Raw genomic sequence first — 24,460 nt, forward strand, 5'->3', positions numbered from 1 at the left:
AACTTAACGTGGATGGACAAACTCGGCGGATGCCCTGGTGGCGCAGTTGGCCCGGGATCAGCGGCCTCGGCCTCCTTGCACTTGCGGCCTTGTTCCTGTCGGTGACGTATCCTGGGCAGTTGACCACGGCTCTGCCATACCTGGGGCTTCTGGCCTGCCCGCTGATGCATCTGGTTATGTGCTCCGGCATGAAGGGCAAGGGAAGCTCCTGCGATAGACCGGGGAACGAGAAGTAATTCCGATGACACCTCGGGGCGCTCGGCATTGGGCGCCCCACCGTGGTGGCCAAAAGGAGAAAGATAATGCAAGTCGCGTTGCCAGGGCCGCGGACGGTTTGCATATGATAGGACGGCAAAAGGTGGAGGCGGAGTATGCGAGCCCAGAGCCTGGAGAAACAGATACTCGATACGTTCAATAGAGCTATGGATGAAGGGCAGCCGGATGCAGCGGAACATCTCCTACGTGCCCTTGAAGCACTCGAGCCCCACGAAATGCGTGCCTCAGCCTTGGAAAAGGCATACGCATCCCTTGCTCGAATTGCCCCTCAGCCTTATTCGCGGCGTCGGGGTCACCGAGAAACCCGAGGGTAGCAGACGTGAGCCGACAAACCTGTTGGCCCGGCTCCCTGATGAGTTCATGTTGAAGTCATGACCTCTCTGCGCCGCATATTGCCAGTTCTGCTGGTCCTGGGCCTTGCACTCGGGACGACGGTGCTGGCTGCCCAGGTGGGTGTGATGGCGGGTATGGCGAGCATGCCGGAGATCGCCGCCGCTACGGATCACAGCGACATGGTGGATTGTAAGGGCTGCGTTTCAAACCCGGACACGGACAAGGGCATGAAGATGGTGAGCTGCCATAGCGGCACCTGCATCGTTCTGCCTGGCCTACTGCCAAATTCGCAAACCAGCCTCCCTGCCGCGGCTGATACCTTCGTTTCTGCGGTGCCGACGGTCCCGGCCGGCCTATTGTCTTCGCCGGACCACAGGCCACCGATACATACATCCCTCGCCTGAAGCGCGCTGACACATGGCGCACCTGATTATTCTTGCCTGACCGGCGGGGCCACATTGGCTATCCGCAGTCAAAATCAGTTTGAGGGACTTTATGCTACAGAACCCTTTTGCTCGGCTGCTGAGCCGACGGTATCTGCTCCTCGCGGGCGGCGCCACCGCCATGGCGGGCCTGGTTCCCGGTTTTGCACGCTCGACATGGGCCACGGAGCCGACACACACACTGACGCCCGGTCCTGGAAGGGTCCAACTGGTCGGCGACGAGTACCCGGAGACGACCGTTTGGGCCTACGACGGCCGCGTGCCTGGACCCGAGATCCGCGTCCGCCAGGGCGATCGGGTCCGCATCGCCGTAACCAACCGCCTGGCCGAGGAGACTACCATCCACTGGCATGGCGTCCGCGTGCCGAATGCTATGGATGGCGTGCCGCACATGCCCCTCCCGCCCGTTGCACCTGGAGAGACCTTTACCTACGAGTTCGACACCGTGGACGCGGGCACGTTCTGGTACCACCCGCACATACGCAGCCACGAGCAGGTCGGCCGCGGCCTGTACGGACCGTTAATCGTCGAGGAGCGCCAGCCGATCCTGGTCGACCGCGATGTCACTTGGGTACTAAGCGACTGGCGGCTGAAGAACGACGCTTCCGTCAGCGACGACTTCGGCAATATGATGGATACCAGCCACAACGGCCGGGTCGGCAATACCGTCACTATCAACGGGCGGGTATTGGACGAAATGCTGGTGCGGTCTGGCGAGCGGGTCCGGCTGCGCCTTATCAACGCCGCCAATGCCCGTATCTTCGGCCTTCGGTTCCAGGGGCATCGGCCGATGGTCGTCGCCATCGATGGTCACCCGGTGGAGCCCCACCAGCCGGAAGAGGATCGCATCGTGCTGGCACCCGCCATGCGCATCGACCTCGTGCTCGACATGGCCGGCACTCCTGGTGACCGCGCTACTGTCGTGGATGATTTCTACCGTGATCTCGCTTACCGGCTGGTGGACTTGAGCTACGGACCGGAGCGTCTGCGAAACCGCCCGCTGAGTGCCCCGATCCGGCTGCCGGCGAACCCAGTTCCCGAGCCGGACCTCTCGGTAGCAGTCCGCCATCAGGTGACGCTGGGTGGCGGCATGATGGGGATGATGGCGGGCGCCATAGTGGATGGGAAGATGACCGACATGCGCACGATGATGCGCAGCGGCATGTCATGGGCCATCAACGGCGTCGCCACCAGCCGGCCCGACGACCGTCATGGTAGCCACGTCATGAACCCCATCCTCACGCTCGAGCGGGGCCGGACCTGCGTCATCGCGATGGTCAACGAGACCGCTTGGCACCACCCCATGCACCTGCACGGCCATACCTTCCGGGTGCTGTCCCGGAATGGACAGCCAACGCGCTTCAAAGAATGGCAGGACACCGTCCTACTGGCGCCGCGTGAGCGCGTCGAAATTGCATTTGTGGCCGACAACCCCGGCGATTGGATGTTCCACTGCCACATCCTTGAGCACCAGATCGCCGGGATGATGTCCACCATCCGCGTCGCCTGAACCGTCAACCCGAATTCCAGGAACACGATCATGCGCATCCTGAAAAACTTAGCCATGATGACACCAGCGAGCGCGTTTGCCATGACAGCGACGCTGGACAAGAATCCTCAGTGTGGCTGTTGCGAGGGTCACGCCGAGCACCTGCGGGCCAACGGTATCGACGTGAAGTCCGTCGCCACTCACGATCTCACCCTGGTGCGGCAGGAGCAGAGTGTACCGATGGATTTCGTGGGTTGCCATATGATGTTGATCGACAGCTACGTGGTCGAGAGCCACGTCTCCGCAGCGGCGGTAAAGCGGCTGCTCGCCGATCGCTCGGTCGTCAAGGGGATCTCACTGCCGGGCATGCCAGTCGGCTCACCGGGCATGGAGAGACCGAGGATCAAGCCGCTCGTAACCTACACTTTTGGCGGCAACGATGAGCCGCAGGTGTTCGCGGTCGAATGATGCGGCGCCGAATCGTGATTTGGATGGGGAGCGCAGCGCTGGCACTCCTCGTCACCGGAAGCACGGCGGCGTGGATCCTTTTGCTCGGCGGTGACCGAGCCGATCCGACCGACGCCGCCCAAGTAGCACTCGGCAGGGCCGTCTACGCCGAAAATTGCGCGTCGTGCCACGGAACCAACCTAGAGGGTCAACCAGACTGGCGTGGGCGAAAACCGGACGGCAAGATGCCTGCGCCGCCGCACGACGCTACGGGGCACACTTGGCATCACCCGGACGAGGTCCTGTTCGGCATCACCAAACAGGGCGTCGCCGTCTTCGGCCCCCCTGGGTACGAGAGCGACATGCCAGCGTTCGGCGGTGTGCTGACTGACGAGCAGATCTGGGCCGTGTTGGCCTACTTGAAGAGCTCATGGCCGCCGGAGATCCGGGTGCGGCAGTCGGCCCTGGAGCAGCAAGTAAAGAGATGACCGCGGGGTTGGCAGACGGCTCCACCATGAGAATGTCAAAACGTGAACAGGCACATCGCCGCCGCCGCGGCAATACTCGTTTTCCTCGATATGGGCGGAGTTGCTCGGGCGCACTCGCTGGAGGAGGTCGAGCATGGCCATCGAGCAGGGACAAGTACGTCGAGATCGTCAAACGCCCGGCGCCGAACTTCCGGCTGGCTGATACTGAGGGACGCATAGTTTCCCTAGACGACCTTAAAGGTAGGGCTGTCGTCCTGTGGTTCATTTATAATAGGCGCCTGGACGAATGCTTTCTGTATATTGAGGCGATCGCGAACATCCAGCTTGACATCAGCACTACTCCCATGAGAGAGCGAGTGCGTTTCGTCGCGATCACCACGGGTCTCGAGCGGGACACGGCTGCCGTCCTCAGAGAATATGGCCCGGCTCATGGCCTGGATCCTGAGAGCGCGATGATGCTGACCAGCGGCCCGGAGGCTCCGACCGCGATTTGGGAACTAGCCAGGCAGTACGGGCTCAAATTCATCCAGACGCCGGATTGGATGCAGATGCATGGGCTGATCATGCACCTTAGTGACCGTGAGGGGAACCTGCGCGCTTGTTATCACGGCCTGGAGTTCAACCCAAAAAGCAAGATCCTGCACATCAACGCGTTTACCAACGACAGGCTTATCAAGGCCCACTACGAATTCGGAGATGGGCAACCCCCTGAGAGCCGTCGTTATGGGACCGCATCCAGCCCTTGTCGTAATCCGCACCGATACGACCCAACGTTACAGGAGAAGCAACAATGAAAATGCGTTTCAAGGTGCTTGCCGCCGTCGCGGGCATGTCTGCACTCGGCGCCGCCACTGCCTGGCAGGCCAGCGCAGCTGAGACGATCCCCCTTTCCAAGGTCTCGCACATCCACGGGATCGCTGTAGATCGGACTGATCCCCGACGGCTATTTCTTGCCACCCATCACGGAGTGTTCCTGACGAACCCGGACGGCACGGCGACGCGCGTGTCAGACGGCCGCCACGACTACATGGGATTTACACCCGACCCGGAGGATCCGAGAACCTTCTACGCCAGCGGCCATCCAGTCACTGGAGGCAATCTGGGCTTCCTCGTCTCCACTGACGGTGCTCGAACATGGACACAGGTTTCTTTGGGCGCCAATGGACCGGTCGACTTTCACGCGATGGATGCCAGCCCCGCTGATCCGAAAGTTCTGTACGGCCTTTACGGCGGGATTCAAGCCAGCCGGAACGGTGGGAAGACCTGGGAGGCAACCGGCAAGCCTCCCGCGGATACTTTTGATTTGGCAGCATCGGCAAGGGATCCGGATACGGTCTACGCCGCGACACGTGAGGGGGTGATGATCAGCCGTGACGCTGGAGAAACTTGGCAAGCCGGCTCCATGGTTCAGCGCCCGGCTACAATGGTCGAGACGACGGACGATGGAACGGTGTACGCTTTTCAGGCTGGGGCTGGTCTGCTGAAAACGACCGAGCCCAGTCTGGCTTGGCAACGGGTGAACAACGGATTTGGGGAGGCTGTCCTGCTTCACTTAGCCGCAGATCCGAAGAATTCAGAGCGCCTGTTCGCAGTTACCGAAAAGAGTCAAGTCTTGGCCAGTCAGGACGGAGGGAAGACCTGGAGTCCGTTCCAGTCATAGACGCGCTATTCAGCCGGCTTTTTGGCATCATTGTGTCATCGGCCATTGTCGTCGTCGTTAACATTATTCGGCTGTAGTAACCAGCCCTCGACCGAAGACTGACGACGGTCGACGGGTTCAGGTTCTCCGGTCCGCTATGCTTCCCTGGGAACCTGAACCCGACGGCGCTTTGCTACGACATTAGTGGGGCAGAATGCCCAAGCGGGCTTGGTCTCCCGCACTTGGCCCAATGGCTGCCGCTTTGGTACACTCTGGTGCAACGGGGATTAGATCATCACGGCCTGAATTTTCCTAGACCGGGTGGCCAGGATTGGGGGCCTTTTCAGCACCATAATTTTCCGGAGTGGTATCGTCAGCCCCCATGTCAGAACGCGCATCCCCAAGATTCTCTGTCTTGATCCGACTATCCTCTGGTTGAGAATTTCCCGGGTTTTTCGGTGCACGGTTGCTGTTCTTTTCATCCGTCATCGTGGTATCCCTCAATTAATTGGTGGTGATTGTTCAACACTCCCAGGCGCTCGTCGTCTCAGGTGCTTCCTATGAGTTTAAAATTATCCATACGGCAGCATTTTCCAGAACCGCATATTTCAGTGAAATGGTCCTGGTATTTCTGGTTCTTTCGCACTTTGCCTGGAAGTGGTGAGTGCGCCGCAGTGCCCTTTGCCCGATCGGCCGCGTTTTCCAACGTGAAGCCGCCGCATCGACACCTATCCTTCGACAGAGATCTCCACGGTTCCAACGTAGAACCACGTAAAGTGCCGAAGAACGAGTCTGGCGGCTCAACCATCCCCTCATTGTTCTCAAAATGAAATCAATGCCATACTGCTCAATGGGCAACCCGCTGTTACCGCCATAGCCGCTTTATGGTTGTGGCGCTCAACAGCTTTCCAATGACTACAACAACCTATAGGCTGATATTTGATGAGCGATGTCGTCGAACAAGTCACTCAGAGGCATCTGGAAGTAAAAAATGAGAGGATTCCTGAGGTCTGGCGGGGCAAGGTCAGAACCAGACCGGCTGCGCATCCGTTCGTTTACAATCAGACAGTACGGCCAGCGCTGCCTTGATCCAAATCATTCGGCTGGATGTTGAATGCCTGCACTATGTGCAGAGAGAGTAAGGGTGGACTTCGCCTCCCGCCGGGGTAGCTATCCTTGACACGATGTTAAGGTTTGCTTTATTACGGAACCCATCCGCAGAAAGTCTGTTTGGAATGCACGGATGTCCCTAGAGGTTCGGTTCGTGCAACGCAGATTGAGGCAGTTGGTTACCATGCTGTTCGTCTTCCTGGTGCTGGGCACTGGAACGGCGACTGCTGCCCGTGCCTGCGAGGACCAGGAATCCCTCAGGCGGATCCTCCCGGCTGCCTCAGCACAGTTCGTGACTTCCGCCAAAAGCGATCACTGCACCACCGGCACCGGGCGCTGCTGCATGAGCCCCTCAAAATGCACCTGCATCTGCGTAGGCACAGCCCTGCCGCCCGGCGTTGCCGTGGGCCTCCAGCGCGCCTCATCCACTGATCTTAATCCGTCCTTGAACTCGAGCGGTGCCGGCCTGACTACCACGCCTGACGGGGATCCTCCAAAAACCTCGTCCCACAGCTGAAGCCGCCCGCCGCGGCATTCCCGACGGCTATCCGGAAGGTGCTCTACTTTCTGTGGACTCCGTCGGAGTCCGGCATTCTGAAATCAGTAGGGCGGAGACGCCCTGAAGAAACCATAGGCTCCCATGAACCGGCAGGACTCAGTCGTTCCCGGCGACCAGCAGCATCACGACCATGCTCATCACGAGCACGGCGGCCACAACCATCAGCACCACGGCCATGGCGGCCAACACGTCGTGCCGCCGCAGGAAACGACCAAAGTAAAGGACCCGGTCTGCGGGATATTGGTCGGCCCGGCCACAACATCCCACCGGTCCGAACAGGCGGGAACGACCTACTATTTCTGCTCCGAGAAGTGCCGCACCAAATTCGAGGCACATCCGGACCATTACATCATGCCGTCCGGCATCCAGGCGAAGGCTGAGCCGACGGCGCAGCCTGGTGTGATCTACACCTGTCCCATGCACCCGCAGATCCGCCAGGAGGGCCCAGGAAACTGTCCTATCTGCGGCATGGCCCTCGAGCCTGAGACTATTTCTGCGGAAACGCAGCCGAATGCCGAGCTTCGGGACATGTGGCGTCGGTTCGTGATCGGGGGCATTCTGACCATTCCCCTCCTGCTGCTTGAGATGGGCGGCCACATCCCCGCCATCGGGCTGGCGCACCTGCTGTCTCCGCGGATATCCGCCTGGGTTCAGTTCCTCATCGCGACACCTGTCGTCCTCTGGGCAGGCTGGCCGTTCTTCATTCGCGGCTGGGCCTCAGTCAAGGCCCTCAGCCTGAACATGTTCACCCTAATCGCAATGGGAACGGGCGCTGCCTACGTCTACAGCGTGGTGGCCGTGATTGCTCCCAACATCTTCCCGGACGGCTTCCGCGGGCCGGAGGGCAATGTGGCTGTCTACTTCGAGGCGGCGGCTGTCATCATCGTTCTGGTCTTGCTGGGCCAGGTACTCGAGCTCCGGGCGCGGGAGCAGACGGGTGGGGCCATCCGTGCCCTCCTGAACCTCGCGCCCAAGACCGCCCGGCGGATCATGCCCGATGGCCATGACGAGGAGGTTCCGCTCGACCAAGTCCACGTGGGAGACCGGTTGCGTGTCCGCCCCGGCGAATCCGTGCCGGTGGACGGCGAGGTGCTGGAGGGCCGCTCTTCCGTGGACGAGTCCATGGTCACCGGCGAGTCCATTCCGGTGGAGAAGGAGCCGGGCTCCAAGCTGATCGGCGGCACTTTGAACGGCACCGGCGGTCTCGTCCTGCGCGCCGACAAGGTCGGTTCGGACACCATGCTGAGCCGCATCGTGCAGATGGTCGCGGAGGCTCAGCGAAGCCGTGCCCCGATCCAGCGGCTGGCAGACATTGTCTCAGGCTATTTCGTCCCTGCGGTCATCGGGATCGCCATCCTGTCCTTCATCGTGTGGTCGATCTGGGGACCCGAGCCCGCCATGGCCTACGGGCTGGTCGCGGCCGTGTCCGTCTTGATCATCGCCTGCCCCTGCGCGCTCGGTTTGGCGACCCCGATGTCCATCATGGTCGGCGTTGGACGCGGCGCCCGCGAGGGCGTCCTGATCAAGAACGCCGAAGCGCTCGAGCGCTTCGAGAAGGTGGACACGCTGGTGGTGGACAAGACCGGCACGCTTACTGTCGGAAAACCGAAGCTGACCGCCATCAAGCCATTGGGTGGGATCGACGAGCGTCTGCTGTTGGCCGTTGCTGCCAGCCTGGAGAAGAGCAGCGAGCATCCTCTGGCCGCGGCCATCATCGCCGCCGCCAAGGAAAGGAACCTGACGATCCAAGACCCGATCGACTTCGCCTCCGTGACAGGGCAAGGTGTCACGGGAACAGTAGACGGGCACCAGGTGGCGCTCGGAAATGCCAAGCTGATGCGGGCCGAAGGTGTGAACCTCACCGAGATGGAAGCCATTGCCGACGACCTCCGTCGCGAAGGGGCGACCGCCATGTACGTGGCGATCAATGGTGCTCCCGCGGGTGTCGTGGCGGTGGCCGACCCTATCAAGGAGAGTACGGCCGCAGCACTGGCTGCACTGAAGGCCGACGGGGTGAGCGTCGTTATGCTCACCGGCGATAACCGCACCACGGCCGAAGCGGTCGCGCGACGGCTTGGGCTGGACGACGTCGAGGCGGAGGTCAGCCCGGAGGACAAGAACGCCGTTGTTCGCAGGCTCAAGGCGGAGGGGCGGGTCGTTGGCATGGCCGGGGACGGGGTCAATGACGCCCCCGCCCTCGCCGAGGCGGACGTCGGCATCGCGATGGGGACCGGCACCGACGTTGCCATCCAATCCGCCGGCGTGACCCTGGTCAAGGGCGACCTCGCCGGGATCGCCCGGGCCAAGGCGCTGAGCCGAGCGACGATGAGCAACATCCGGCAGAACCTGTTCCTTGCCTTCATCTACAACGCCCTCGGTGTGCCGGTGGCGGCGGGCGTTCTATATCCCTTCTTCGGCCTACTCCTGAGCCCGATCCTGGCCGCCGCGGCCATGGCGCTGAGTTCGGTGCCGGTCATCGCGAATGCCCTGCGGCTGCGCATGGCGCGGCTTTAGCGGGACACCTGTCTGTCCAGGTACGTCAATGCCTGGACAGGATGGCGCGGGCAGCCCGGCGGCGCCTCGGAACCAATCCGGGTGCCGCAGCAATAAGGAGGAAATCTCCGCCTGACATGGGTGGCTCTCGCCGTGCCAACGCGGGAGGGCCATTCCTCCGAAGGTCCTCAAAGTAAACCGGCATCCAGAGACGCTATCGGTGCGCTTCTGCCTTTCCATGGTCGCTCGGCGACGAGCCCGGTCCGGCTGATTGCCAACGCCCCCCACACATCAAGAGGTTCCGTCAATGAAGTACTCTCGCTTCGCCGCGATGATCGCCACGTCAACCATCGTGATGTTCGTTCTTATGTACCTGAACGTCTACAGCATCGCCCATGTCCACTGGAGCGAGACGCGGGCCTACATGGCGCTGGTCATGGGCTCGACGATGGCCATCATCATGCTGGCCTTCATGCTAGGCATGTACGCCAACAGGAAGCTGAACCTGGCCATCTTCGCTGGAAGCGCAGTCGTCTTCGCGGTGGCCCTTTACCTTGCCCGCAGCCAGGACACGGTCGAGGACGTCGCGTGGATGAGGGCGATGATCCCGCATCACTCCATCGCCATCCTGACCAGCGAGCGGGCGAACATCACCGACCCCCGCGTCCAGAAGCTTGCCGACCAGATTATTAGCTCGCAACGCCAGGAGATCTCTGAGATGGAGGCGCTTATCCGGGAACTGAAAGCCCGGAACTAGGCTAGCGCCACCCTGAAACGGGGGCAACGGCGCGCGGAGCGCGCCTGAACTGGGGCATTGCCCGACCACTATCCAGGGTGCCGTGCACTGCTCCGGATGCCATCCCATCACCCGAACGTCTTTGCACTGTGTGAATCGGAGTAAGTACGTGAACTGGTTTGCCGCCACCCTCGGTGCTGCCCTTCTCGTCCTTACATGGGCGGACATCATCAAAACGGTTCTTACCCTGCGGGGAGCCGGGCCAGTCACCTCCGTCATGGCAAGACTCGTCGCGCGTCTCGTTAGGCTCGCTTTCCGGGTTACAGGGAAGAGAAGCACGCTCGTTCATTGTGGACCGGCGATTGCGATCCTGACGGTTGCCGGATGGATCCTGCTTGAGTGGACCGCTTGGACGTTTATCGTCTCAACGGATCCCGCTGCCGTTGTCAGAAGCCAAGGAGGGCAGCAGGCGGACGTCTGGGCTCGGATCTATTACGCCGGATACAGCTTCTTCACTTTGGGGCTGGGTGACTACCGCCCCCAAGGAGCCGTGTGGCAGGTGCTGACGAACCTCATGGCAGCCAGTGGCTTCCTGACGATCTCCCTTTGCGCAACGTACCTGGTACCCATCGTGTCCGCGGTCGTGACCAAGCGACAGGCGGCCATCTACATAAGCGCGCTCGGAAAGACTCCCCAGGACATCTTGGTCGCAGGGTGGAACGGCGAGGATTTCTCAAACTTGAAGTCCAACCTCGCATCGCTGGCTCCGACCATCATCGAGATTGGTCAGCAGCATCTCGCCTACCCGATGCTCCACTATTACTACGGCAAACGCCGGGCGGAATCCCTTGCCCTGCAGATGGTCGTACTCGACGAGGCAATGACGCTCTTGGAATGCGCTGTTGATCCGGATGCTCGGCTTCCCAAGACGACAATGAGCCCGGTCGTTGAGGGCATTGGATCATTCCTCGACAGCCTGGACCGCCTACATATCCGCGGTGCCTCGGACGCAACTGTGGCACCGTCCCTCGAGCCGCTCCGGCGCGCAGGTATTCCTGTCGTCAGCGATTCCGGCTTCCAGGATGTGCTGGACCGGAAGGCGCCAAGGCGGCGCGTGTCACGGTCTCTGCTCGATGACTCCGGTTGGGGCTGGCAAGACGTAGTGGGGCCAAGGCAGCCGGATGAAAGATAAGCGAACCGCGTCGGGTTTGCCGGAGGCTTCATTTCTTGAGAGGATGGAGCCATGACGAAATATGCCTCTGAGGTTCGCGAGCGCGCAGTTCGAATAGTGTTCGACCACCAGAGCGATCACGCCTCGCAATAGGCTGCGATCGTCTCGATCGCGGGGAAGATCGGCTGCACGGCGGAAATGCTGCGGGGCTGGGTCCGGCAGGCGGAGCGTGACTAGAACCTCCGGGTAAGTCTGACGAGCGACGACCGGGAGCGGCTCAAGGCGCTGGAACGGGAGATCCGGGATCTGCGTCAAGCCAGTGAGATCTCAGCAGCAAAGCATCGGCGTATTCTGTCCAGGCGGAGCTCGATCGCCGCTTCCAGCCATGATCGCCTTCATCGGCGATCACCGCGCCGCCTACGAGTCGAGTCTCTCGTAGGAGATACGGCAACCGGGGAGATTGACCTAACCTGCCGCCTACATAACTCTCGGCAGAGGATATGATGAGTGTTGCTTTCACCTTTCAACCGCGGTTCTTTTCAGGCAGGTATCTACCTCAAGGGCCTAATGTCGAAATCGTCGCTCATGACCGACTTCCGCCTCGTCGTCGTGCTGACGATGATAATCGGCGCCGTGTCGCTCTTGAGCCACACTGCTTCGCTCCACAACCCCGAGCTCCCTCAGGCGGTTGAACAGGTCCTTCATTCCAGCCTGCCGATCGCAGCCGTGGACGGGGATCACGTACACGACAAAGGAGCGCAGAAGGAACGCCAGCCCGGCCATGTCCATGGCCACAACTCTGCGGACCATTCGCATGAGACTATCGGCTCCGCGATCGTGCTTGCGGAGCCTGGCTGTGCAGAAGGCACGGCATCGCAGAGCCAGCCGCGGCAGAATATCTACGGCGAACCCTTCTTTCGTCTCGACCGGCCTCCGCGTCACGGCTTCCCCTCGTGACTACGCCCGCGCCCCGCGCGCGGCCTTCGGTAGACGAACAACGGAGTCCTGATGATGACCGGATCTCTGCGCAAATGCTGGCCGCGTTCGCTACGCATGCCAGCGTGCACCGCTTTCTTTACTTTCATGACCACTCTCCTGGCGGTTCCGCTCACCAGCCTCACGGCTGCCGCTGAAGGGGCGAAGCCGGGCGAGGGGGGCGTCGTCAGCCGCCGCCTCTCCGCGGTGAAGGCGCAATCGTCGGCTGCTGCCCAGGACGGGCTAGCCGCGAGCGCGGCATTGCGTGCCGCGGTTACGTCAGACAACATTATGCGTCACCTCGCCGCCTTGCAGGCGATTGCCGATGAGAATGGCGGAAACCGGGCCGCCGGTACGGCTGGGCATGAGGCATCGGTCGATTATGTCGCCGGGCAACTACGCGAGGCGGGATATCAGGTTCGTTTCGAAACCGTCGAGATCCCCGTCGTGCAGGAGACGCAGCCACCGCAATTGATGGTGGCCAAGGAATCCGGACTGGAGCTCCGGGATTTCCAACTTCGCACACTGCCTTACTCCGCGGCCGGCTCCGTGAAGGCGCCGTTGCGGATTGCAGGACATGGGTGCGACAAGGGCGACTTCGCCCGGCTTTCAAGTGGCTCGATCGCGCTTGTTCAGCGAGGCTCCTGCTCGGTCTGGCGCAAGGTGAGGAATGCGGCCGCGGCGGGTGCGGCCGCCGTCATTGTTTACGATCAACGCTCGGACCGCATGCCTCCCACTATCACGCAGCGGGTCGGGGAAATGACCGCCATTCCAGGCGTGCGGCTTGACCATGCGACGGGCACGATGCTTGCTGAGGCCCTGCGACGCAGCCCTGTTACAATGCAGCTGAACGTGGGAACAAAGGCTGTGATATATCGCTCCCGCAATGTCATTGCTGAAACCGCGGTCGGCGACCCTGAGGCAGTGGTGTTGATCGGGGCCCATCTGGACAGCGTTCCGGAAGGGCCAGGCATCAACGACAATGGGACCGGCGCTGCCGCGATTCTGGAAGTCGCCCGGCAGATATCCAGCGTCGGCATCAAGACGACAAGCAAGCTGCGCTTCGCGTTCTGGACCGACGAGGAGAACGAGATGCTCGGGTCGCATCACCATGCCGACTCACTCTCCCCTGACGGCCTCAAACGGATCATGGCAGTACTGAATTTCGACATGCTTGGCTCCGCCAATTATGGACGGTTTGTCTATGACGGAAACGGCTCGGCGAGTGAAAAGGCAGGACCACCTGGGTCCGAGTGGATCGAGCGCATGTTCCGGACCTATTTCGCGGCGGTTGGGCTATCTGTTGCCGAGAAGCCGCTTGAGGATGGGTCGGATCACTTGTCTTTCGTCGAGCATGGTGTGCCGGTAGGCGGGCTTCTTGCTGGGGACGGCGAAATCAAGTCCGCCAAGGAAGCAGGAATGTTCGGTGGATCCGCCGGCGCGTCCTATGACCCCTGTTATCACGAAGCTTGCGACACCCTCGACGCAGTCAATCGTACGGGCCTCGACGAGCTGGCCGATGCAGCTGCCCATGGCATAATCATGCTGGGAGATGCTGTCCGTGACTAGGCGGCTTCCAGAACGATAAAGTTCCTGGCTTCATGGAATCTGCTGGTCGATGGCCGTCCCTCCGCCCTAATGGCGCGGAGAGACGGCCATCGACTTGAATACCGGCGAGGCGCTGGCGGCCCATCTCTGGCCCTCGCGAAATCGTCTTAGTAGGGGAGCGCTCATTCGTGCCGGACTGCCCGAGGGCAGCTGGTCAGACTATTGGCACCTTAGCCTTGCGGGCGCGAATGATGCCCCAGAGACCTTGCGGGACCGCCCACTTGAGTATGCCGCTGCGATAGGCGTAATCGCCCGGCGCTCCGACCGTAAACTCAAAGGTGCGAGCCGTGCCAGTGGTGATCGCTGATTCCGAAGCGACCATTGGCGCGTTATCACCCAAGAAGCGCCACTCGCGCCAGACAACACCATGGACCGTAAAGCTTTGATTTCGAGGCTTGTCTGTAGCGCCGATGAGGTGAAGCCTTACGCAGCTATTCTCCGGGACATTGAAGACGGGCGTGGAGGGAGCTGGGTTCGCGAGCCAGGCTTTCGACAGACCGATATTAGTGTGATCAACGGCCGGACCGACCGGTTCGGACCGGTAGTTGAATCCTTTCTGGCCTTGATCCTCATGATCGGGTTCATCCTCGCCAAAAACAGACGGCTCGTCAGCGACCGGACTGTAAATATTGCCGCGTAGGAAGTGGCGCAGGCCATCCTGGAGTAAAAGGGTCATCTCTTCCACTCGCTTCTCTCCCCCGTCGCTCATAACGAAGACAGTGGCGCGTGGGCCATCCCAAGCCTCTTCGGCGTCTTCGGAAAGTGCTGTTTCTTTGCCCGGTGGCACGAAGAACGGGGTTGCGTCTTTAGCCTCGACGATCAACGCGCCGACAAGGCCATGATGCCGATGGTTACGAAAGTCAGCCATGTCCTGGAGAAGAAGTGGCCCCAAGGGTTCTTCCTTGTTCAGTACACGCTCGCCCGGTCGCGGGAGTGGGCGGTGGGTCTTCCAACTATAGACCCTGCGACGCTCGTTCGGTCGTACAGTTTGCCGAGGGTTGCGCCCTACAGTAGCGCCATCGGATTCGGTGACATCGTATCGAAGAAGATCTGCGTGCATTGAAACCTGTGACGAGACGCGCCGTTCGGGCCGGTTCGAAAATGGATTACGCTCTTCCACCGGCACTTGGGGCGCGAAAGGTTCAGGCTCGAGTTCATCGGGTAGTTCGTTGGTGAGATAGACTTTTACGGTCTCTCCCTCTCGGCAGCGCAGTATCAGAGGCTCTTCCATGCCTTCATCCTGGACTTGCCGAACCTCTTTCCGTCCGTCCGGGCCTACTATGCCGGTAAGAAGGTACACAAGGCCGAAAGGGTCCACAAGGTCCGGGCTCCGGTAGGTTATTCTTCTTGGAACTGCGCGTACGAAGAACTTTCGAACGCCATGAACAGGTGCGTAATCATCCTCTTCGCCCGCCCTGTCGGCGCCCGCTTCCTCACCGACTGCTGCCCCAATGATCGCTCTCTCAAAGTCCGCCTCGCCGGCGACCTCTTCCATTTCTGCCACATTTTTCAACAGGCGCAAGAGTCCCTCGGTCTCTTGTTCCTCGGCCTTATCTCCATAGGCGCGGATAAGGCCCCAGCACCCGAGCCAGAGATCGTCCGAGCTGGACAGCTTGTAGAGATAGTCACCGGTCCCGTAAGGCTCCTCCTGAAGGAAGGTGAAGGCTTCGGAGAGGCCGAAGGTTTGCTGATTGCGGATATCCGAGTTGGCATTCACGCGGAAGCGGCGCCAGCGCATACCATGGACTTGGAAGCTGTGCTGCTCCTCATGCGATCCTTGAAGAACGCGGAACCAGATTGGATCATTCTCGAATGTGTCGAAGCGAACAGTGTAGGGATCGCGGTTGTAGGGCGGCCCGGAGCTGAACCAGAGGGCAGGGTCATGTCCGTCGCGGTTGCCAGCATTGCGACCAAGCCGTTCGTGGATTGGGTCGTTTCGATAGTTGAGTGCCATCACACCCTGGTCACCGTGGCCGCCAGGGCGGTCAGGTGGGTTGAGCGGCTGGTCGTTGCGGTCCCACATCGGGACGAAATCGCCAATACCGATGCAGAATTCACGGAATTGCTTCGGCTCGTCGCCCTTCGGCTTGTTGCCGGGCACGTGGATTCGGGCCTGAAGGCCGCTCACGATCCGCTTATCCGCACGAGGGTGCAGGAATTCGGCACCAGCGGGCTCGACGATGAGGCCGCCGAAAAGGCCATGTTTCTGGCGGTAGTTGGCGAATAGATGATCGTGGAAGAATATCGTTCCGAATTCCTGATCAAGCCACCAGCGGTAAATCATCTTCTTCCCAGCGATGGGACCACTCATATAGTTCCACCCAACGCTAGCGCCGTCGGCGCAGATAGGATCGAACTTAACCATATGGACATGCGGCGCGCATTCGCCCTGCCAAGGACGGGCGGGGCAGGGTGGAAATTCGTGATCGAACTCGGTTTCCGGGATCTCCAGTGGAAGATCATTCTGGAGCGTGAGGTTGAGGATTTGGCCATGCTGGGCTCGGAAGAAGAGCGGCTCGGTCTCGCGAACCCCGCTTTCGGGGCTACCCTCTTCTGACAAATAGTAGAGGTGGCCGTGCTTATCGTGCCAGCCATAGCCGTTATACTCGATGCGCATCATTGCGACGGTGAGGTTATGATAGATCGTCCGGCTGCTATTTAGGTCGAAGCGCGTTTCTGGTTCTTCCCACGAGCCGCCCTTTGGCCACTCGTCTTCCTGTCCGATGACGAAGGGACGGCGCGTGAACATTTCGCCAGGGACGGGCGTCTTGTTGAAGGCCTTTCGTTCAAGTACCGTTGGGACAGCGCGATAGTCGAGGTCTGGCGTGATCAGCGCCTTTGCGAGTGGCCAAGGCGGTATCGGCGACTTCTGCCGTATCTCTCCTGGAATGTAGAGCGGGTATCCGGGATGCGAGGGCGTCGGCTTAGGAGGCGGCGTGCGGCCGGGCAACACCAGAAGCCTCTCTATAGGTGTCCCTGATCTGCCGTCGATGAAGTTGGACACCGGATTATCCATATGGAAGAATTGATGGACAATCCGAAGAACAACCCGAAGCTGCCGACGGACTCTGGCGAAAAGGCCGAGCCGAAGGTCATTCAGCGCTGGAGCGCTGCCCGGAAACGAGAGATCGTCCTGCGATTTCTGCGCGGTGAGTCGCTCGACGCGGTCTCGCGCGAGATCGGCGTCGAGGTCTACCGGCTGGAGCGCTGGCGTGACAAGGCGCTGGCGGCACTGGATGCCGGCCTGAAGGAGCGTAGCGACGATGATCCTCTCCAGGCCGGTCTCGACGCCGCCCACAAGCGGGTCGGCGAGTTGAGCATGGAGGTCGAGTTGCTGCGCGCCAAGATCGGGCGCTTGGAGGCTGGAACCCCTTTTCCCCGGGCGAGGTCGCGCAGATGAGCGCAGCGATCTCGCCTTCAACTCAGCGGCCCTATGGCGTGCAGCGGATCTGCCGCATCTGGGCTGTGCCGCGCTCGACCTTTTACCGGGCAAGCCGCCCGGCCGACGCCGCTCCTGCTAGGCCACGCGGACCTAAGCCGCCGGTCGACGACGCCAGCCTGCTCGCCGCCATCCGGGCAGATCTCGCCGCCTCGCCGTTTTCCGGCGAGGGCCACCGCAAGGTCTGGGCACGCCTGCATTACGGTCTGGGCCTGCCGGTTGGCCGCAACCGCGTGCTACGCCTGATGCGCGACAATCAGCTGCTCTCGCCGTTCCGGCGGCCGCCGCGCCCGGCCAACGACCATGACGGCACCATCCTGACCGAGGCCCCGGACGTCCTGTGGGGCACCGACGCCACCCTGGTGCAGACATCCGAGGAGGGCCGGGTCTGGGTATTCGCCGCCATCGACCACTTCAACTCCGAGGTCGTCGGGCATCATGTTTCGACCGACGGCTCCCGCTTCTCGGCACTCGAGCCGATCAGCCAGGCGGTAACATCCCGGTTCGGCGGGATCGCGGCCGATGCCGCCCGCGGCGTGTCGCTGCGCCTGGACAACGGGCCGCAGTATACGTCCCACCACTTCTCTCGCCAGATCAGCCACTGGGGCATAACGCTGAGCTACGCCTTTCCGCACCAGCCGCAATGCAATGGCGTTATCGAACGGTTCTTCCGAACGCTCAAGGAGCAGGCGATCTGGGGCCGAACCTTCCGCACCGCCGCCGAGGTCCGGGCGGCGGTCAGCGACTTCGTCGCCCGCTATAATGCCGCCTGGCGGCTGGAGCGGCTGGGCTATCTCAGTCCGCTCGACTACCGGACCCGACACCTCCAGCAGGAAAGCCGCGCCGCATGATCCATCCCGATGTTCGATCGAGCGCTGACCATCCCGCCGTCCCGACCTGCCACTCGGCAGGCCGCCGCGCGCAGGGCCGCTCAAGCAGGGCCGCAGGCCCCCGCGACAGCGGCTTGTGCTTGACCGGGCCGAGCACGGTGGCATCATCCCCTCAGGTCGGAAGCCCACAACCCAAACCAACTACACCGTAACCCTTCTCCGGTGTCCAAGTTATTAGGGGCGGTACATCTATAGGTGTCCCGTCGGGATAATGGCCAATCCGTCTGCCACGATAGACTGGGTCGTTGCTGTCGAGCAATGCACCGGGCTTGCCTTCCTGAAGTGTCTCGAACGTGCGAAACATGCCCCACATGCCCTCGTGGAAGTGGGGATAGAGGTGGCAGTGCCAAATGACGTCACCTGCGACCTGGTGGCGGTTGCCCGCGCCCCAGACTGGTTCAATGGTATGGCCGGTCTGGGGACTGATTGAGATCGCATCAATCCGCGGCGAGTTGGGATCCTGCGGCACGGCATGCCATTCGTAGAGGTGGAGATGGAAGACATGCGTCTCCTTGGTGCCGCCATGGATCAGGCGGATGCGGACTGGATCGCCAATATAAGCCTTGAGTATCGGTGTCGCAGGATCGCCGAACATCCATGAGCTATGGTGCTGTTCCTCATTGAGTACGGGCCGGTCGAGCACGAGGCCCGCTTTCATCCAGCGCCACAGCAAATGCTCGCGATTCACCATCGGTTCGGCGCGGTATGAAATGGGCATGATCGGCAGGATTTCGCCATGGGAGCCGTGGCCTACATCTCCGCTGCCATCCCCGCCCTGCTGCCCCTGGTCCCGGCGATGGGCTTCGCATGGATCAGGTTCGACGTCGCCGTGGGGTGGCACGAATTCGGGCTCATCATGGAAAAATATGACAAACTCGCGATGGGCTTTGACATCAAAGTCAGCATAATCGCAGGGATCGGGGAAATCATATCCGTCGAGCGTATCCGGCACCGGGATAGGATTCTCCTGCTGTATCCCCTGAGGAATGACGTCCAGGTAAAGCCCATCCATCTCTCCATCATCCTCTGTGGATTTCCGTCCGGTGACGGGATCGCGCCAGATAACGTCCTTCGGCTCTACAATGAGGGCGCCAAAGAGGCCGTGAACGTTAGTGCCATCCTCGCCTCCCGAATAGTTGCCGCCGTCGTGGAAGGGGAAAACGCCCTCGTGTTTACAAACCCACTTGTAGTGGTAGTGGTCGCCAGGATGAGCGAGGCTTGGTTTGTTGTTGCCGACCTGCGAGCCATCGGATGCGGAAGCATGGCCATGGGTATCAACGTTGTAGCCACCGCCGACCAAGTGTAAGCCAACGCAACGCCCTTTGATCTCGTTTTGAAGCTGAACTTCTACGGTCTCGTTCACGTTTGCACGCAATACCAGTGGTCGCACCAGAGGGTGTGGCTGCCTAGCTTGTGCTGCGGTTTCGGGGAGCGGCATTGCGAGCCGGTTTGCGACGGTTTGCGCCGCCTTGGAGTAGACCCGATAATCGTCGCTAGAATTCTGGTTAGCCAATGCACGAATGTATTTCAGAAGTGGAACGTTTCTATTAAGAGCATAGATCAAGCCATTGTGATCGTGATCGCCTTCTTTGTTAAAGTAGATGGGCATCTCAATAGCTGTAACCTTATATACTCTTGACATTTGCATTCTCCCAAATGGTGCCAGTTAAGGTTTAAGCAGACGTAAAGTTAAACCTGCATATCTCTAGCATTCAGATTCCTGTTGCGAGTCACTAGAAAGGGTTTTTCATGGCGGTTAGCAGGTAGCGCTTTACTGGATCTGACCGGATTGAGGTCACAGTGCACAGCTTCTTTTCATATTCCTCCTTTTCATTGTGCCATATTACCGCATCGAAGGAGCTACAGATTATAAGTGCCTAAGCAACGAGAAGTTTATAGTCTCTTTAGATATGTATCTTTATATATTTGGTCGATGACCGCCGGCTCCGAAAAAACTTTGATAAACATAAATTAGGCAAGCAGTGAGTAAGCGTCTTAGCTGTGAGGATGGTGGCGTTCTATACAGAATACCGGACATCTGTGCCGGGGCTTTGCGGACCGCTTTGCTAAGGCATCATGCGCCCCGAGGAAGATGGCCATTATTCAGCGTGCAAACTTGGGGGAGCCCAGCTTTCAACGCTGATTGACACAAGGCGAAATTTGGCCCGGTAGTATCACCCGGCCGATGAAACTCAGGTCCGGCCTTCCGGCTATTGGAATGTCAAGAGATTTCATGGACGCCGTTGGAAGATCGATATGGGCGGACCTACCCGAATGCTAGGGTTTGGAATGCTACTGATGGAAACTAATGCTGAACCTTTTTGTCGCTGTCCCATCGGCAGGAATGCCGACATCTAAAACATGACCAGCCCTTAAAAAGGGCTAATCCTTCCCATCATTGGAAGGTCGAAACTGGGTTCGTCCGTTAACCGGAAGGCAAGAATGCTGGAGTTCAGAGTCGAGGGCATGACCTGCGGCCACTGCGCCCAAACCGTCACCAAGGCCGTCGAGGCGATGCCCGCAGTGGAACGTGCTGTTGTGGCCCGAAGACCGGGGAGGTCGCGGTCGAAGAGAGCGCAGACGAGGCGACAATCCGGCAAGCCATTGAGCACGCCGGGTATGACGTCTACCATGCGGCGTGACGAGGACCAGCGAGAAATGGTTTGAAGCGTAGTTGCGCACTCACAGCCTCTCTCTTGCCAACGATAGTCTAGAGCTGTGCCCGATCAGGTTAACCCGGCCCGCATCACCGCCGCTCTGCATCAATCCGTAGGTTGGACCATGGCCCGACGCATCGCGACGAGTGGAACGGCAGGCTGTATGGACTGGTTCAACCTGATCAAAAACCGCTCTAGCTGCGATCCGGTGCCACACCCACCGCTCCGCTGCCCTGCGTCCGCCACTGATTGGAACATCCCCACGGTGCGGCCCACAGGATTAATGCATGTCGCGCCAGCCGACGCCGCGGATGTTGTTCCAGGCGTCGGTCTGGTGGCACAGGAAGCACTGCTCGACCCGCGCGTTGGCCTGCCCGGCGATGGTGCGGTCCATCATCTCGAAATGCATCATGTAATGGCTGGGCGGCGCTTGGTGGCATTGCGCGCAGTCCTGCGAACGCGGCGAGGGGTGCTGGAAGGTGGCGATCGTCCAGGTCTGGACGGTGTGGCAGCTCTGGCAGTCACGGCCGAACAGCGCCTGGTGCGGATCGCGGCTGGCGTGGCAGGCGGCGCAATCGAGCGTGGGCCCCGTACCGGCCGGCAATGACCGCGAGGCCAGGGAACCGCCGATGAGGTCCGACCCGCTGCCGGCGAGCAAGGCCCGCAACTGCGCCAGGGTGTGGTGGACACCCGCCTCGTCCTCTTGGACACTGTTTTCCCCACCCTCGGCAGCCCTGGCATGCCCCACGGTGGCCAACGCCGCGTGGTCCATGTTGACCGGGCGACGGTCGCGGCCCTGGTGCTCGACATGGCAGCCGGCGCACTCGCCGATGTTGGCGTGGAAGGTGGTGGAAGTTTTCGTCAGCAACTCCGGCGCGGCGGTGGCGTGGCAGGTGAGGCAGGACAGCGCTTCCACTCCGCGGGTCGGTGTGTGGCAGGCTTCGCATTGCGCGCCAAGGAAGTCGTGCACAGCTGAAAGTGGTCCCGGGTTCACCGTTTCGGTCCAGAGCGGGACCGCTGCAGAGCCAGAGCGGTAAAGCGCCACCGGCACGGCGATGGCCGCCGCCATGCCGATCACTCCCAACGCCGCGTAGGCTAAGGTGGTGAACTTCATGGCAACCACCTGAGGCCGTAGTAGATGCCGCTCCAGACGTGCAACGCCAGCAGCGGGTACAGCACGATGGCTGCGACGACGTGTAGCACGACCCACCGGGCGAGGGCTCGCTTCAGTGCTTCTCTCCGGCTAATCGCGTATTCCAGGTCGGCAATGCCGGCGACTAGGGCCGGGATGGGTACGCCGAGCGCCGCTGTCGCGGCGGCCGGAGGAGCACCGCCCTGCAGCGCGGTGGCGATGCCTGAGGCGATCAGGTCGTAGCGGGTTCGGAGCACTCCAAGCTCCTGTCTTTGTTCCCGGATGTCGGTGCCGATTTCGGCCAGGTAATAGCGGCCGACGAAGCCGCTCAGCACGACGAGCAGCATGGACATGACCAGGACAATCCCAAGCAAGCTTTGGTACTGGTGGCCCGTGTGGAGGATGCCGAGCGCCGCACCGACCGCGCCTGCGTAGACGTGAAAAGAGAGAATCGCGCGCAGCGAAGCGCGCCGCTTCAGCCATGGAACGCGCCTGGCCAGCGAATAGGCCAGCAGCAGTACGAACATCAAGGCACTGGATATGCCGAGTATGCTGCCAACCAAGCTGCCTGGAAAGCGCGGTGCCGCGTGCAACAGGAAGCCCGGCACGAACAGCGCAACCATGGTCAGCAACGTCCCGACCGCGAGTCGCTCCTTCCCGCCCATGTTCCGTTCCTTTCCGCCTATGTTCAGGCCTCGACCACGAGGCTGCCGAGAGACTTCGCCTGGCAGGCCAGGATGATGCCCCGAGCCTTTTCCTCCGGGGGCAGGCCCTCCTCGACCTCCATGGTCACCGTGCCCGCCTTGAGCGGAACGGCACATGTGCCGCAGGTGCCAACTCGGCAGGAATAATCGATGTCCACCCCGATCGACTCGGCTGCGTCCAGGACGGTCTGGTCGGGCGTCAGCGGCGCCGTCTTACCCGAGAGTGTGAACTCGACCTGGGCAGTGGCAGAAGGTGGCCTGCCGGTATCGAGGCTTGGAGACGGGGCGCTCGCTGCCGCAGCTTGCGGTGGCGCAGCGGCAGGTACCCGACCCTGAGCCGGACCAAAGGCCTCCGTCTTAATTTTGTCCCTGGCGACGCCAAGTTCCAGAAGCTCTGCCTTGACAGCCTCCATCATAGCTGGCGGGCCGCAGACATGGACCCGGCGACGGGCGATCTCCGGCACGGCATGCGCAATGAACTCCTTCGAGATTGGGCCCCATGCTCCCTGCCATGTCGTTTCCGAGGCGCTCATCATCGTCGCCGCGACATGCAGGTTCAGGTGCCGCTTCTGGAGGTATTCGAGTTCCTCACGGAAAACGAAGTCTTCTACCGTGCGTGCGCCATAGAGGAAGAAAATGTCGCCTGGGAAGGCGCGGTCGGTCAGGTAGCGGATCACGCACATCATGGGCGTGATGCCGATGCCCCCGCCAATCAGGACGATGCTGCCGGCCTCCTCGCCCGTGAAGGTGAAGACGCCCGAGGGTCCGAAAACCTGGAGCAAATCCCCGATCGACACCTGGTCATGGAGGTAGCGGGATTCGGTGCCTTGCTCCTCACGCTTGACGGCGATCTCGACGTAGCTGTGCTGAGCGGGCGACGAAGCGATCGTGTAGGAGCGCCGCACGGGCTTGCCATCGATTTCGGCGGAGAATGTGAGGAACTGGCCCGGCAGGAAGGTGAACGGGAAGTCTCCGCCCTCCGGCTCTATGAGCCGGAATGTCTTGACGTTGTGGGTTTCGGTGAAGATCGCTGCAACCCGCAGGACGCCTGACCAGGGATGCTTTGTGGCGGCCGGGGCTGGCATTCTGCCAGGAAGGGCGGCGGCGTTGACGGAAGCCAACGTCGCCGGTCCAAGGCCGGGAGGCACTCCGGAGACGGTTACCGAATCCGGTGCGGCGCTGGGGGACGGCATCAGGCGCTTGACCAATCCGCCGATCCGCCGCATCCGGGCGTACTGGATCAACAGGGTGCCGGCCAGAAAGGCCACCAGGAACCCCATCGTCGAGAGATGGTACCAGGAGAGACCCCAGGGGCTGCCGCCCATCGCCATCGGCGCCGCCTCGGCCGCCTCCACGCCAAGCTGGTCCCTGAACCAGGCGAGAGCGAACTGCCGCGGTGGCGTTCCCGCCTCAACCGCACGCAGCGCCGCCGTCCCGCTCTCGATCTGCAGCAGGCCCTGGCGGACCACGGCTGCCGCCTGCTCCACCGCCATCGGGTTGCTCGCCGCCAAAGCGTGTTCCAGCCGCACTTGACCCGCGGCGATCGCCTGCGCCCCCCAGCCGAGGCGCCGCTCCGCCTCGGTCTCGATGAACCGGCGTGCTTCCGGCGTAAGCGCGGGCATGTCCAGGAGGGTCGTGTAGAACGGCCGCGGCCCACTACCCATGCAGCCCATCATGCCGCCGCACCCCGCGCCCGGTTGGACGCCCGGCATGGGTGTCACGCCCGTGCCAGGGTTGGCCGGTGCCGTCGCTCCCGGGGTCGGCTGCGTCGGTGCAACTGACCCAGGATGGTGCGCGCTGTGATCGCCGGGATCGGTCTGCGCGAGCGCAGATCCGATCAGCGCCATGCCAACCAGTGCCGCGGCCGCAGC

21 protein-coding genes, 1 pseudogene and 1 other annotated feature are annotated in these 24,460 nt (G+C 61.4%); of the genes and pseudogenes, 16 read left to right on the forward strand and 6 right to left on the reverse strand.

Features of this window, described 5'->3' with window-relative positions:
* Positions 1 to 29 precede the first annotated feature (29 nt).
* The 7 genes from JL100_RS36745 to JL100_RS00580 all read left to right on the forward strand — a co-directional run bounded on the left by JL100_RS36745 (position 30) and on the right by JL100_RS00580 (position 5,136).
* A complete protein-coding gene (locus JL100_RS36745) occupies positions 30 to 236 on the forward strand; it encodes a DUF2933 domain-containing protein (RefSeq protein ID WP_202684874.1) in 207 nt (68 codons plus the stop codon).
* A 411-nt stretch (positions 237 to 647) separates the two neighbouring features.
* Positions 648 to 1,013, forward strand: a complete 366-nt coding sequence (locus JL100_RS00555; RefSeq protein WP_202684875.1) for a hypothetical protein — start codon at positions 648 to 650, stop codon at positions 1,011 to 1,013.
* A 91-nt stretch (positions 1,014 to 1,104) separates the two neighbouring features.
* Positions 1,105 to 2,562, forward strand: coding sequence for a multicopper oxidase family protein (locus tag JL100_RS00560; protein WP_202684876.1), 1,458 nt, complete (start codon positions 1,105 to 1,107; stop codon positions 2,560 to 2,562).
* 30 nt (positions 2,563 to 2,592) lie between these two features.
* Positions 2,593 to 3,009, forward strand: coding sequence for a DUF411 domain-containing protein (locus tag JL100_RS00565; protein ID WP_202684877.1), 417 nt, complete (start codon positions 2,593 to 2,595; stop codon positions 3,007 to 3,009).
* A gap of 23 nt (positions 3,010 to 3,032) precedes the next feature.
* Entirely contained in the window at positions 3,033 to 3,476 is a 444-nt protein-coding gene (locus JL100_RS00570) for a c-type cytochrome (RefSeq protein ID WP_202684878.1), read from the forward strand.
* Between the two features lie 32 nt (positions 3,477 to 3,508).
* Positions 3,509 to 4,270 (forward strand): SCO family protein, encoded by a 762-nt coding sequence (locus JL100_RS00575; RefSeq protein ID WP_228421456.1) that lies wholly within the window; start codon positions 3,509 to 3,511, stop codon positions 4,268 to 4,270.
* Positions 4,267 to 5,136, forward strand: a complete 870-nt coding sequence (locus JL100_RS00580) for a F510_1955 family glycosylhydrolase (RefSeq protein ID WP_202684880.1) — start codon at positions 4,267 to 4,269, stop codon at positions 5,134 to 5,136. The genes JL100_RS00575 and JL100_RS00580 overlap by 4 nt, the downstream gene beginning before the upstream one ends.
* Positions 5,137 to 5,427: 291 nt before the next feature.
* Here the strand turns inward: JL100_RS00580 and JL100_RS00585 are convergent, their stop codons facing one another.
* Positions 5,428 to 5,604 (reverse strand): hypothetical protein, encoded by a 177-nt coding sequence (locus JL100_RS00585; RefSeq protein ID WP_202684881.1) that lies wholly within the window; start codon positions 5,602 to 5,604, stop codon positions 5,428 to 5,430.
* A gap of 1,261 nt (positions 5,605 to 6,865) precedes the next feature.
* On the opposite strand from JL100_RS00585, the gene JL100_RS00590 reads away from it, so the two are divergent.
* From JL100_RS00590 to JL100_RS00615, 6 genes and pseudogenes are all read left to right on the forward strand, one after another.
* Complete coding sequence (locus tag JL100_RS00590) at positions 6,866 to 9,298, forward strand: heavy metal translocating P-type ATPase (protein WP_202684882.1); 2,433 nt, start codon at positions 6,866 to 6,868, stop codon at positions 9,296 to 9,298.
* Positions 9,299 to 9,584: 286 nt separating this feature from the next.
* Entirely contained in the window at positions 9,585 to 10,034 is a 450-nt protein-coding gene (locus tag JL100_RS00595) for a DUF305 domain-containing protein (RefSeq protein ID WP_202684883.1), read from the forward strand.
* A gap of 148 nt (positions 10,035 to 10,182) precedes the next feature.
* Complete coding sequence (locus JL100_RS00600) at positions 10,183 to 11,205, forward strand: two pore domain potassium channel family protein (RefSeq protein WP_202684884.1); 1,023 nt, start codon at positions 10,183 to 10,185, stop codon at positions 11,203 to 11,205.
* A gap of 51 nt (positions 11,206 to 11,256) precedes the next feature.
* Positions 11,257 to 11,605 (forward strand): annotated as a pseudogene (locus JL100_RS00605) (transposase); the annotation flags it as partial.
* Positions 11,528 to 11,621, forward strand: a sequence feature (AL1L pseudoknot). It overlaps the preceding pseudogene by 78 nt.
* Before the next feature lie 73 nt (positions 11,622 to 11,694).
* Positions 11,695 to 12,141 carry a hypothetical protein gene (locus tag JL100_RS00610; protein WP_202684885.1) on the forward strand — a complete coding sequence of 149 codons (447 nt, stop codon included), beginning with the start codon at positions 11,695 to 11,697 and terminating at the stop codon, positions 12,139 to 12,141.
* Positions 12,142 to 12,195: 54 nt separating this feature from the next.
* A complete protein-coding gene (locus JL100_RS00615) occupies positions 12,196 to 13,728 on the forward strand; it encodes a M20/M25/M40 family metallo-hydrolase (RefSeq protein WP_228420994.1) in 1,533 nt (510 codons plus the stop codon).
* Positions 13,729 to 13,921: 193 nt separating this feature from the next.
* Here the strand turns inward: JL100_RS00615 and JL100_RS00620 are convergent, their stop codons facing one another.
* A complete protein-coding gene (locus JL100_RS00620) occupies positions 13,922 to 16,771 on the reverse strand; it encodes a multicopper oxidase domain-containing protein (RefSeq protein ID WP_202684887.1) in 2,850 nt (949 codons plus the stop codon).
* Between the two features lie 24 nt (positions 16,772 to 16,795).
* On the opposite strand from JL100_RS00620, the gene JL100_RS00625 reads away from it, so the two are divergent.
* Positions 16,796 to 17,167 carry a hypothetical protein gene (locus JL100_RS00625; RefSeq protein ID WP_202684888.1) on the forward strand — a complete coding sequence of 124 codons (372 nt, stop codon included), beginning with the start codon at positions 16,796 to 16,798 and terminating at the stop codon, positions 17,165 to 17,167.
* Positions 17,164 to 18,057 carry an IS3 family transposase gene (locus tag JL100_RS00630; RefSeq protein ID WP_202684889.1) on the forward strand — a complete coding sequence of 298 codons (894 nt, stop codon included), beginning with the start codon at positions 17,164 to 17,166 and terminating at the stop codon, positions 18,055 to 18,057. Before JL100_RS00625 ends, JL100_RS00630 begins: the two co-directional genes overlap by 4 nt.
* Before the next feature lie 151 nt (positions 18,058 to 18,208).
* On the opposite strand, the gene JL100_RS00635 is transcribed toward JL100_RS00630, so the two are convergent.
* Complete coding sequence (locus JL100_RS00635) at positions 18,209 to 19,738, reverse strand: multicopper oxidase domain-containing protein (protein WP_202684890.1); 1,530 nt, start codon at positions 19,736 to 19,738, stop codon at positions 18,209 to 18,211.
* Positions 19,739 to 20,562: 824 nt separating this feature from the next.
* Between JL100_RS00635 and JL100_RS00640 the strand changes: the two genes are divergently transcribed.
* Positions 20,563 to 20,763, forward strand: coding sequence for a heavy-metal-associated domain-containing protein (locus tag JL100_RS00640; RefSeq protein ID WP_228421458.1), 201 nt, complete (start codon positions 20,563 to 20,565; stop codon positions 20,761 to 20,763).
* Between the two features lie 270 nt (positions 20,764 to 21,033).
* On the opposite strand, the gene JL100_RS00645 is transcribed toward JL100_RS00640, so the two are convergent.
* The 3 genes from JL100_RS00645 to JL100_RS00655 are packed head-to-tail and all read right to left on the reverse strand — an operon-like array spanning position 21,034 to position 24,436.
* The gene (locus tag JL100_RS00645; protein ID WP_202684891.1) at positions 21,034 to 21,867 is read right to left on the reverse strand and encodes a multiheme c-type cytochrome; all 834 of its coding nucleotides are present in this window, start codon (positions 21,865 to 21,867) and stop codon (positions 21,034 to 21,036) included.
* A complete protein-coding gene (locus JL100_RS00650) occupies positions 21,864 to 22,550 on the reverse strand; it encodes a hypothetical protein (RefSeq protein WP_202684892.1) in 687 nt (228 codons plus the stop codon). Before JL100_RS00650 ends, JL100_RS00645 begins: the two co-directional genes overlap by 4 nt.
* Before the next feature lie 23 nt (positions 22,551 to 22,573).
* Positions 22,574 to 24,436, reverse strand: a complete 1,863-nt coding sequence (locus tag JL100_RS00655) for a 2Fe-2S iron-sulfur cluster-binding protein (protein WP_202684893.1) — start codon at positions 24,434 to 24,436, stop codon at positions 22,574 to 22,576.
* Between the last annotated feature and the right edge of the window lie 24 nt (positions 24,437 to 24,460).

This window comes from Skermanella mucosa (assembly GCF_016765655.2).
GTDB lineage: Bacteria > Pseudomonadota > Alphaproteobacteria > Azospirillales > Azospirillaceae > Skermanella > Skermanella mucosa.